Source organism: Lactobacillus porci, from assembly GCF_009695985.1.
Classification (GTDB): Bacteria; Bacillota; Bacilli; order Lactobacillales; family Lactobacillaceae; genus Lactobacillus; species Lactobacillus absianus.
The window spans coordinates 1-10,169 of record NZ_VUMX01000043.1; the positions used below are offsets into that span (position 1 = coordinate 1).

10 protein-coding genes and 2 rRNA genes are annotated in these 10,169 nt (G+C 51.5%); all 12 read right to left on the reverse strand.

Features of this window, described 5'->3' with window-relative positions; translation table 11 throughout:
- Positions 1-49: 49 nt before the first annotated feature.
- Positions 50-493 (reverse strand): IS200/IS605 family transposase, encoded by a 444-nt coding sequence (gene tnpA, locus FYJ62_RS09755; protein ID WP_407657308.1) that lies wholly within the window; start codon positions 491-493, stop codon positions 50-52.
- A 232-nt stretch (positions 494-725) separates the two neighbouring features.
- Positions 726-1,595 (reverse strand): ROK family protein, encoded by an 870-nt coding sequence (locus FYJ62_RS09760; RefSeq protein ID WP_154549494.1) that lies wholly within the window; start codon positions 1,593-1,595, stop codon positions 726-728.
- A 34-nt stretch (positions 1,596-1,629) separates the two neighbouring features.
- On the reverse strand, positions 1,630-2,592 hold the full coding sequence (locus tag FYJ62_RS09765) for a type I phosphomannose isomerase catalytic subunit (protein ID WP_154549495.1): 963 nt from the start codon (positions 2,590-2,592) through the stop codon (positions 1,630-1,632).
- A gap of 128 nt (positions 2,593-2,720) precedes the next feature.
- Positions 2,721-4,115, reverse strand: coding sequence for a glycoside hydrolase family 1 protein (locus FYJ62_RS09770; protein ID WP_154549496.1), 1,395 nt, complete (start codon positions 4,113-4,115; stop codon positions 2,721-2,723).
- On the reverse strand, positions 4,115-4,990 hold the full coding sequence (locus tag FYJ62_RS09775) for an ROK family protein (RefSeq protein WP_154549497.1): 876 nt from the start codon (positions 4,988-4,990) through the stop codon (positions 4,115-4,117). Before FYJ62_RS09775 ends, FYJ62_RS09770 begins: the two co-directional genes overlap by 1 nt.
- Positions 4,987-6,516 carry a sialate O-acetylesterase gene (locus FYJ62_RS09780; RefSeq protein ID WP_154549498.1) on the reverse strand — a complete coding sequence of 510 codons (1,530 nt, stop codon included), beginning with the start codon at positions 6,514-6,516 and terminating at the stop codon, positions 4,987-4,989. Before FYJ62_RS09780 ends, FYJ62_RS09775 begins: the two co-directional genes overlap by 4 nt.
- A 10-nt stretch (positions 6,517-6,526) precedes the next feature.
- Positions 6,527-6,859, reverse strand: a complete 333-nt coding sequence (locus tag FYJ62_RS09785; protein WP_154549499.1) for a PTS lactose/cellobiose transporter subunit IIA — start codon at positions 6,857-6,859, stop codon at positions 6,527-6,529.
- A gap of 31 nt (positions 6,860-6,890) precedes the next feature.
- On the reverse strand, positions 6,891-8,273 hold the full coding sequence (locus FYJ62_RS09790; protein WP_154549500.1) for a PTS sugar transporter subunit IIC: 1,383 nt from the start codon (positions 8,271-8,273) through the stop codon (positions 6,891-6,893).
- A 2-nt stretch (positions 8,274-8,275) separates the two neighbouring features.
- Entirely contained in the window at positions 8,276-8,578 is a 303-nt protein-coding gene (locus FYJ62_RS09795; RefSeq protein WP_154549501.1) for a PTS sugar transporter subunit IIB, read from the reverse strand.
- Between the two features lie 224 nt (positions 8,579-8,802).
- Positions 8,803-9,510 (reverse strand): GntR family transcriptional regulator, encoded by a 708-nt coding sequence (locus FYJ62_RS09800; protein WP_154549502.1) that lies wholly within the window; start codon positions 9,508-9,510, stop codon positions 8,803-8,805.
- Between the two features lie 351 nt (positions 9,511-9,861).
- Positions 9,862-9,978: ribosomal RNA gene (gene rrf, locus FYJ62_RS09805) — 5S ribosomal RNA — on the reverse strand.
- Positions 9,979-10,047: 69 nt separating this feature from the next.
- Positions 10,048-10,169 (reverse strand): 23S ribosomal RNA (locus FYJ62_RS09810); the annotation flags it as partial.

The following is a 10,169-nucleotide window of genomic DNA, read 5'->3' on the forward strand; positions in this document are numbered from 1 at the left end:
ATCTGACTTGCGCTTGCGTATTGCCATGTCGCTTCCTCCTTTCTAGCGTTTAGTGAAACGGTCTATTCCATTGCGTCTCAATGTATTTCTTGACGACAGCTTCGGTTGTCACTCCAATGCTTCCTGCGTAATAGCTCAGTGACCAGACGTGACCACCCCAGAAGTATTCCTTCATCGTTTCCGGGTACTTTTCAAAAAGCCACTTGGCCGTAATGCCTTTGAGCTTCTTGACGATATTTGTCACGCTCTCTTTGGGTTTGGCAGACAGCAGAATATGCACGTGAGTTGGCATTATTTCCAGGGCCTTGACCGTATACTCATTCTCACGGCAGATCTGCAGGATCTTGTCCTTGAGTGAATCGACAATAATCGGATTAGCCAATGCTTGGTTGCGATACTTGGTACACCAGACGATGTGGTAATTGAGGTTGTATGCGTAGCCTCGTCCATGGATGATATCTGGCTCATCATTCCTGAATTCGTATTTAACTATATGAGTTGCACCTTCTTCCAGCGATTTCAGTTCTTTAGCTATTTATATTATATCGCATACCGAACTAACGTTCACGTGTTAAAGCAAAAAAAAGAGGGCGATTCAACTCGGCATTGAAATGCCAAGTTTTCTCGCCCTCAACGTAATAAAAGCTGATTTTTCCAAAGCAAAAGAAAACCGTTGATCACGCGATCAACGGTTTTCTTGTTGGATTTGCTTCTGGCTTAACTGCCTATTTCAGCAGGCTCTTTGCCAATTCAAAGTCGCCCAGGGTTGCTGAGCCATTGTTGGCTACGGCTGGCCGTACGATCAGTTCATCCAGGTCAGGCGTTGCAACGTAGTCGTTGTTGAGCTTGGCGAAGAATGCGCGGACCCCCTTGAGGTCGTCTTCGTTTAAGACTGAGCCGCCAACGATCATCACGTCTGGCCGGGTGGTCAGGTAGGCGTTGAACAGGCATTGGGCCACGTAGTATTGGATGTAGGTAAAGACCTTGTTGTCGCGGGCCAGTTTTTCGCCCTTGATGCCAGTCCGCCCTTCCAGGCTTGGGCCGGCCGCCATCCCTTCAACGCAGGCGCCATGGAATGGGCAGTGGCCTTCATAGTCGTCGCCTGGGTAGCGGACGACCGGCATGTGGCCCATTTCCGGGTGGTTGTTGTAGCCAATGAAGTGGCCATTTTGGATAATGCCACCGCCAATGCCAGTCCCGATGGTGATGTACAGGTAGGTCTGGTCATTGTTTCTGCCGCGGGCCACGTATTCCCCGTAGCAGGAGCCGTTAACGTCTGACGTCAGGAAAACCGGCACGCCGAGCTCGCGCTCAAAGGTCCCCTTCAGGTCGGTCATGGACCAGTCTGGCTTTGGGGTCTTCAAGATGTAGCCATTGGTTTTTGAATTCGGGTTGATGTCTACCGGACCAAATGAAGCGACGCCCAAGGCGGCTACTGGGTGCTCCTTGAAGAATTCCACGCTCTTTTGCAGGGTTTCTTCAGGGGTCGTGGTTGGGATCCGGCCTTCAGCCACGATCTGGTTGTTTTCATCAGCTACCGCCAAAACGAACTTGGTACCGCCAGCTTCAACGCTGCCTACAAATGTGTTAGTCATAATTTCACCTATACCTATTTAATACAAAATAAAACTAAGATTCATCGCCAGGCTTAGAGCCGATGATGAGCGCCTTGCCTTCTAAAGTATAGCGGGAAATCGTGGTTGGCAGAATCAGGTGATCGCCTTTCTTAATATCATAAACTTGATCACCAATTTTCAGCTTGCATTCACCGTCAATCACTGATAAAAGACGGTACTTGCCGTCATCGATCGTAAAGTCCCCGCGCCCGGCAACGTCGAGCTTGAAGACGCCAAAGTATTCCGCCATCACGAATTGGGTGACGTGCACGCCGCCAACGTCCCATTCCTTATGGTTGAGCTTAGGCATCTTGAACGGCACTTCAACGGTATCGATGGATTGCTGCAGGTGGAGCTGGCGCAGCTTGCCGGTCTTCTTGTCAACCCGGTCAAAGTCGTACATCCGGTAGGTCGTGTCGCTGGACTGCTGGGTTTCCAAAACCATGATCCCAGCCCCAACCGCGTGCACCATGCCGTGCGGCACGTAGAAGAAGTCGCCTTCGTGAACTGGCACCGTCCGCAGGAGCTTCTTCCACTCCTTGTGGTGGATCATGTCCGCGAATTCTTCCCGCGTCTGGGCATTGTGGCCGTAGTAGAGCTTGGCGCCAGGCTTGGCCTTGATGACGTACCATGATTCAGTCTTGCCCAATTCTCCCTCGTGAATCCGGGCATATTCATTGTCCGGGTGCACTTGGACGGACAAGTCTTGGTTGGCGTCCAAAATCTTGGTCAAAAGCGGGAAGACATCGCCCTTGGCGTTGCCGAAAAGCTCCCGGTGCTGGTCCCACAATTCATTCAGCTTCATGCCCTGGTAAGGGCCGTTCTTGATGCTTGCCGGGCCGTGCGGGTGGGCTGAAATCGCCCAAGCTTCACCGGTATGGTCGCTGGGAATGTCATAGCCAAACTCGTCGCGCAGGCCAGTGCCGCCCCAGATTTTTTCATGAAAAACTGGCTCCAAAAATAATGGTTCTGCCATTTGCATTTAGTCTCCTTTGCACCTTCGATTGTGTTTCCGCTTGCTTAATTTACTCCACTAACATCATAAGCTATTTTGCGGTCGGATTGGGAAAAATCAGCGAAAGATCTTGCAAAAATCAACAAAAATCAATCCGCGTCCAGCTCATTGCTGTCGCTCAGCTTCCGGTACCAGTAGGCTGACTTCTTCAAGGTCTTCTTCTGGGTGTGAATGTCGTCGCGGATCAGCCCGTAGCGGTTCCGGTAAGCGTTCATCCAGGACCAGTTGTCAATTGCCGTCCACAGGAAGTAGCCCTTGCAGTTGGCCCCTTCACTGATCCCCTTGTGCAGCCATTTCAGGTGGTCGCGGATAAAGTTGATCCGGTAGTCGTCTTGTACTTCGCCCTTGTCGTCCAGGAAGCGTTCCTCTCTGGATACGCCCATGCCGTTTTCAGAGACAAACCACGGGAAGTTGCCGTAGTTGTCACGGAGATTAATGGCAATGTCGTACAAGGCCTTGGGGTAGATTTCCCAGCCCTTGTCGACATTCATGACCCGGCCCGGCATCTCGTAGTTGTCAAAGTGAATATCCGGCATCCAATCCTGCAAGCTCTTCGGTGAAATTGCTGGGGCTTGAACCCGCATCGGCTGGTAGTAGTTGACGCCCAGCAGGTCGATCGTGTTGGCCTTGATCAAGTCCAGCTCTTCCTGGCTGGCATCCCACAAGACGCCATCATCAGTCAGAATTTCGACGATTCTTTCTGGGAAAGTCCCCTTGATGGCTGCCTGCAGCCACAGGTCAACGCACCACAGGTTAGCAAATTCGGCAGCTTCCAGGTCAGCCGGCTCATTTGATCTTGGGTAAGCCGGCGTAAGGTTCAAAATGATCCCAACCGTGTGGTCATCGTCATTGAAGCGGGAGCGGAACTTCTGAATGGCTTTGGCAGAAGCCAGGTTGATGTTGTAGGTCACCTGGACTGCCAATGGGCCATCGACCTTAAGTGGGTAGTGGAACTTGTACAAGTAAGCCCCGTCGATAATCACCTTGGGCTCATTGAAGGTGAACCAGTGCTTGACCCGGTCGCCGTAAAGCTCAAAACACTTGTCGGCAAAGTTGGCAAAGAGGTCACCGACATGCTTGTCTTCCCAGCCGCCATACTTCTTTTGCAATTCATATGGCATGTCGAAGTGGCAGAGATTCATGTAAGGTTCGATCCCGTTGGCCAGCATGCAATCGATCAAGTCGCTGTAAAACTTGGCCCCGTCTGGATCAACCTCACCGGTTTCAAAGTCGGCAATCAAGCGGGACCACTGGATTGAGGTCCGCAGGTGCTTGATCCCGGCCTCTTTCATCAAAGGCAGGTCTTTCTGGTAATCATTGTAAAAGTTTGACGCCGTATCTGGCCCGACCCCACCATAAAAGGCTTGCGGGTCAGTGTCGTACCAGTAGTCAAAGACGTTGCGGTGGCACTTGTTAAAGCGGCCTTCGGTCTGCGGGCCTGAGCAGGCAGCCCCCCAGGCAAAATTATCTGGAAACTTCAGCATTATTTCTCTCCATGTTCTTGTTCAAAATCATAGACGCATCCCCGCAGGTTGGCTTCCCCGCGGTACTCGCATACGGCTAATTCCGGCTTGACGGTAGCAATGCCAACTTCTTGGCGAATCCGGCTGATTTCTTCATTCAAAAGGGTCAGCAGGTCAGGATTGTTGGAAATTGCTCCGCCAATGATGATCTTTTCTGGATCAAAGCCATGCTGCAGGTTGTAGATCGCCTCAGCCAAGGCCTTGATTGATCGGTTTCTTTCCTTAAGCGCCAGCTGGTCGCCTTCTTTGGCCAGGTCATAGACTTCCTTGCCGGAAGCCTCATGGCCGCTTTCCCGGCTGTAGCGCTCCGCCATTTGCACCGGCGAAGCCGCTTGGCTCAAGGTCATGCCCGCTTGGGCCGTGGTTTGGTAGCCAAACTCACCCCCATAGAGGTGGGCTCCATGCCAAATCTGCCGGTTGAAGATGATGGCTCCGCCAACGCCAGTGCCGATGACCAGGAAGGCCAAGGAGGAATTGTTTTTGCCGGCACCAGCGGCCAGTTCGGCCAAAGCGGCGCAGTTGGCGTCGTTTTCGATGCTGACCGGCAATCCGAAAAGCTCTTCCAGCTTCGGCACGATTGGGAAATTGTGAATGTAAGGCAGGGCACTTGCTCCTTCAATCACGCCGCTTCGCTTGTTCACGGCGCCTGGTGAAGAGATGGCTACCCCGCTCACCTGGCTTTCAGCCTTGATCTTGGCCACTTCGCCGTCCAGCAGCTGGTAAAAGTCCGCCAGATTATCCGGGGTTGGCAGGGCATGCACCTTCTGCAGGCGCCCGTCTTCCCAGGTCGCGAACTTGATGCTGCTGCCGCCAATGTCGATTGCTGCTAAATTCATTGTTCGTTCACCTTGTCATTTTTAGAAAAAATCTTTTCAAAAGGTGCCAGAGGGGCACCGAGTTCATTGTAGATGGCTAAGTCCGGATAATTGGCATAGCCGTAGCGCAGACCAGTTGCCTTATCTGGACAAGGCAAACTGACCGTTTGTCCCTTAAGTTGCAGCTTGACCGGTTGATCTGGCAGCCAAGTCTGCTTTTCAACTTGGAAGCTGACTCTGACTTCGCCGGTAACTTCCAGCTTAAAGCTGTTGGTCACTTTGAAGCTGATCTGGTCTCCCTCTTGCTTGAAGGCTGTCACTTGCGGAGTTGCCGGGTATGATTCCCCGGACATGCAGATACCCAGGCGCTCGCCAGCCGACCTTTTATGGGTTGGGTGAATGTTGTGCGCCTCCCCCAGGTCGGCAATGGAAACCAGGTCAACGTAAGGATCTTTTCGCGCCGTTTCCAGCTGAGTCTGCCGGATCAGCGCCACGCTGTTTTCTGGATTGTCCGCGTAGCCAGGCAGCTGAATCAGCTTAACTGGCAAAGACGGGTCAGCGAGCAAACGACGCCAGGTTTTAAGCAGTAAATTGAGAAGTTTTGAGTAGTATCTTGGTCGGTCGGTGTCGTTTTCTCCTTGATACCAGATCCAGTCGGTTACGGTAATGTCCTGGATCTGGCTGACCATCGTCTCGTAAAGAGCGCCTGGGCGCAGGTAGCTGTCTGGCCGCATTGGCGGCGGCCAAGGCGTGTGGCCAACGATATTCTTGGCCTGGCTCAAGCTGCTCTCTGGGTGCTGGTCCAAATACTGTTTGAGGTCGGCATTGTGCTGGTCAACCGCGGCCTGCCACTTGGCGGTTTCCCGGTCAAAATCCGCCCAGCTTTTGCCTTTAATGGCAGCTTCATACGGATCAACAAAGGCGGCCTGCAATTCTGGATCATCTTTCAAAAGGTCGACCGGCAGCCAATTTGAGGCTGACGTGCCGCCCTTGAAGCAGTCTACTGCCGCGTAAATCTGGCTTGGGTCAAGCTTTTGCAATTTAGCTAAGCAGTAAAAGCCGATGGCCGACATTTCGCCGGCCGTTTCAGCATTTACTTCCTGCCACTTTTCTTCAGCCGCGGCTGGCTTGACCGTCCCGGTTTCCGGGTCGCGGTAGTCGATCTGCGGGCAGTTGTAATAGTACAAATTCGGGTGGTGGCCCGCCGCCAGGTCGGCTTTGACATGAGCAAATTCCGCGTCGTCCTTCAGGCGATACTCAATGTTCGACTGGCCGCTCAGGAGCAGAACCCGGCCAAAATGCAGGCCGCGCAGGCATTGGGTCTTTCCGCCGCTGGTCACCGTCAGTTCGTCCAGTTCCTGCTGGTCGTAGGCTGGCAGGGTCACCTGCCAGTGGCCTTGCTCATCCGCCTGGACCTGATAGGCCTCACCTAGGAAACTGACCGTTACGGCCGCCCCACTGGCGGCTTGCCCGCCCAGACGAAAATCCTTATGAATCGGCAGAACCATGCCGTCTTGAAAAATATCCGCTAAAAGTTTTCTAGCCATGATTCTTCACCTATTGCAATTTTTCCCGCAAAGACTGGATTTCTTTTTGCAGATTCAGCTGCTTTTCAGCAACCGTCATCATAATATCCGCGGCCATAAAGTGATCCTGTGAGTGAATCAGCAGCAGCGACTTTTCGACTTCCTCGCCGCCCATTTCCGCTGACATCCAGGCCGTTTGAATGTTGTGGGCCTGGTGGAGGGAATCATGGGCCTGCTTGAGCAGCTTTTCAGCTTCAGCAAAGTCGCCATCCTCAGCGGCTTTCATTGCCCGAATTGAAGCCGACTTGGAGTCGCCGGCAAAAGAAATCAGCTGCATTGCCTTGGCAAGTTGTTTTTCATCCATGATTGATTTTCCTTTTTAATCCTTAAACTAGTTATTCAGCAACGGCCTTGGACATTTTGTCCATTGGATCATCTGGGTTCAGCCGGTTGTCCATGCGCACGAATGGCACGTAGAGAGCCGTACATACGAAGAGGATGATTGCTTGGACGATCAAGCCCTTGATGCTGCCCGTGTAAAGCAGGCCGGAGAGCAAGGTTGGCACCGTCCATGGCACGTTGTTGACGATTGGCCCGATAAAACCGATCTTAGTGAAGAAGATCCCAATATAGAAGGCTACTGGTTGGCAAAGCAGCCATGGCACGAAGTAGATTGGGTTCATGATGATTGGCAGACCAAAGGTGATTGGTTCAGAAATGTTGAAGATCGCTGGCATCAAGGCGATGTTGGAGATCTTCTTGGCCGCGATTCTCTTGGAGAAGAGCTTAATGGCCAATACTGGTGCGACTGAGCATGAGCCGGCAGCGATCGTTGCGAAGTTCATGAACAGGGTTGAGTAGATGTGGTGCGCTTGCCCCAGCATGTTCTGCGTGTCGTTGATGTTCCAGGTCAAGCCAAAGATTGGGCCCCAGATGGAAGTTGGGTGAATCCCGAACCATTGCAGCAGGCTCCAGGTAGTCTGAGAAACGAAGGCAAAGGCACCGGTTGAGGAGATCGCCATGGCCGGCTTTTGTAGAAGGGTCAGCAGCAGTTCTGGCATGGTTTGACCAGCCAGCGTCGTTGACAGCCCAGTCAGGATAATGTAGACGCCCATCGTCACGGTCCCTGGAATCAATGATTCAAAGGAGCGGGCAACTGCAGGCGGCACTGAGTCAGGCATCTTGATGGTGATGTTCTTGGACAGCATCTTGTTGTAGATCCAAACCGCTGAAGCGGAGATCAGCAAGGCCGCGAAGACGCCCTTGGTCCCCAGGTAAGAGGTATCGATGTAGTTCAGAACGTCAATTGCCTTCTTTGAGCCAGTTGGCGTGTAAGAGAAGTTCCATGGCAGGCAGATGAAGAAGGCCCCTAAAGCGTACAGGACGTCCGTCATGTGTTCCTTGGACTTCGGGTAGTACTTTCTTGAGAAGGTGTTGGCGAAAATCACCACCAAGAGCAGCGCGAAGACGTTCAAAGAACCATTGGAGACCAAGCCGATCAAATTGGCGAAGTTCTGCAAGGCCTTGCAGAAGCCATTGACCTGCCAGGCTGACCAAGAGCCAGCAATCATGCGGCCCAATTGCAAGCCTTGCTTGCCAAAGATCAAGCCATTGATTGGATCAATAAAGACGTTTTGCAGCATGATCGCGAAACCAGCGATCATGGATGTGGACGCCACAATGATGAAGGAGTCCCGCAGGGTCAGCAGAAATTTATTGGCCGCGATTTTACCAGCGACTTTGGTAAAATTGGCCTGGAATTTTTGTAAGCCAGTCATCGTTAGATTCCTTCCTCTTTCAAAGCCTTAACCACCGTTGCACCATCCATTGAGCCAAATTGCTGCATGGTCAAGGCAACAACCTTGGTGTTCGGGTGTTCCTTCTTGATTGAGTCTTCATCCCAGGCAACTTGTGGTGCCAGAACGATTGCATCAACGTCATCGCCAAGTTCGTCGGCCATCCCCAGGTCGTAGGCCTCAACCTTGACGTCATCGCCTTCAGCCGTGTAGACGTCCTGCATCTTCTTCGCTACCAAACTGGTTGAAAAACCACCGCTGCAGAAAAGTGCAATCTTCTTAGTCATAATACTAATTCCTCCTAACAAAACATTTGTATTAACAAATTCAATTCCTGATAACGTTTACACTCTATATTCTAGCAAGCCCTTTCATATTGTCAATACCTTTCTAAATTTGTTATTACAAATATTTTGCTCAGCAGAACAAAAAGCCCTTGAAGGCTGATCCTTCAAGGGTTGCTTGCGCTTATTCACTTTTAGAGCATTTGTCTTGTGAGCCACCTGCCGGCCTATTTATAGCGTAAAATCCGCTTAATGCTGAACCCAGCCGTCTTAAAGTAAGTCTGGGCGTACTCGAAAATCTGCTGACTTGTCAAATATGACTTCTGTTCAACCATCAGCAGCTTTTCATCGGCTGGACAGGACAAATCTTTGGCCAGTTCTTCGTTGGCATCAACGATTGTATATTCTCTTTCCGCTGAACTGATGTTGAGGTCCAAATCATTCTCCAGGAAAGGATAGATCGACTGCTGCAGGACATTCATGCCCAGCCCTTGGACCACTTTAACCGGCAGGGCCAGCTTCTGAAGCCCGATCAGGTGGTCGCAATAGTAAATGGCCCGCTTGATCTGGTAGCATAAGTCAAACTGGGTCAGCTCCAAGCCATCCTGCAAGTCCTTAGTCGGCTTGGCCACACGGAAGTCCAGCAGCTTGACCTGGTCACGGGCAAAGTCAATGACTTCAAAATTATCATAGTCCTGCTGACCAGGATTGTTGCTTTCCGTCTCTTTGACAAAGGTGCCAGCCCCCTGAACCCGGTAGATCAGTCCATCGTTTTCCAGCTGCTGCAGGGCATTGCGAACCGTGATCCGGCTAACGTTGAAATTGTTGGCAATCGCCATTTCCTGGGGCAGCTGGTCGCCAGGAGCGTACTTGCCCTCAGCGATTTCCTGCCTAAGCTGGTTGGCAATCAGCACGTATTTCGGGGTCTCTCTCATTCAGTTTCATCTCCTGCTTAGAAGCTTGAAAAATTTGTCTTTGCAACTATTAACAACTATAACAATTATTCTGGCAAAGCGCTAAAAAAACAAGCCAAAATTGCCAGAAAAATCAATCCCTTGTCCAAATCGAAGATAGGCTGACTTATGTATCAAAAACCAGCCCTGACGCTTTAAAAAGAGCTTATAACACGTCCCCCAGGCCGATCAAGCAAAATTGCCCTTATGCCGTTTCTCCAGGGCCTACGCGGAAATATAGCTGATACGCGTGGTACCGGTTGAAAATTAGTCTACGCTTGGAAAGTCTTATACAAAACAAAAAGAGCCAGACTTCCGTCTGACTCTTGCTTCGCGCGGCAGCGCCCTATCCTCGCAGGCAGTTTCCCACCAACTACTTTCGGCGCGAAGAAGCTTAACTTCTGTGTTCGGCATGGGAACAGGTGTATCCTTCTTGCCACTGCCACCGCACTCTTTTCTTTGAGCTTGCACGCTCAAAACTGAATACCTTCATCCAAGCAAAAACCGGATTGCCTCGCTTTGGTCAAGTCCTCGACTGATTAGTACCGGTCCGCTCCAAGCCTCGCGGCTCTTCCACTCCCGGCCTATCTACCTCATCGTCTCTGAGGTGTCTTACTTTCTTGAAGAAATGGGAAATCTCA

Excerpts from the sequence above, each read along its gene's own strand:
- FYJ62_RS09770 (WP_154549496.1), bottom strand. The coding sequence starts at position 4,115 with ATGCTGAAGTTTCCAGATAATTTTGCCTGGGGGGCTGCCTGCTCAGGC.
- FYJ62_RS09800 (WP_154549502.1), bottom strand. The coding sequence starts at position 9,510 with ATGAGAGAGACCCCGAAATACGTGCTGATTGCCAACCAGCTTAGGCAG.
- FYJ62_RS09780 (WP_154549498.1), bottom strand. The coding sequence starts at position 6,516 with ATGGCTAGAAAACTTTTAGCGGATATTTTTCAAGACGGCATGGTTCTG.
- FYJ62_RS09760 (WP_154549494.1), bottom strand. The coding sequence starts at position 1,595 with ATGACTAACACATTTGTAGGCAGCGTTGAAGCTGGCGGTACCAAGTTC.
- FYJ62_RS09785 (WP_154549499.1), bottom strand. The coding sequence starts at position 6,859 with ATGGATGAAAAACAACTTGCCAAGGCAATGCAGCTGATTTCTTTTGCC.
- FYJ62_RS09790 (WP_154549500.1), bottom strand. The coding sequence starts at position 8,273 with ATGACTGGCTTACAAAAATTCCAGGCCAATTTTACCAAAGTCGCTGGT.
- FYJ62_RS09765 (WP_154549495.1), bottom strand. The coding sequence starts at position 2,592 with ATGGCAGAACCATTATTTTTGGAGCCAGTTTTTCATGAAAAAATCTGG.
- FYJ62_RS09775 (WP_154549497.1), bottom strand. The coding sequence starts at position 4,990 with ATGAATTTAGCAGCAATCGACATTGGCGGCAGCAGCATCAAGTTCGCG.
- FYJ62_RS09795 (WP_154549501.1), bottom strand. The coding sequence starts at position 8,578 with ATGACTAAGAAGATTGCACTTTTCTGCAGCGGTGGTTTTTCAACCAGT.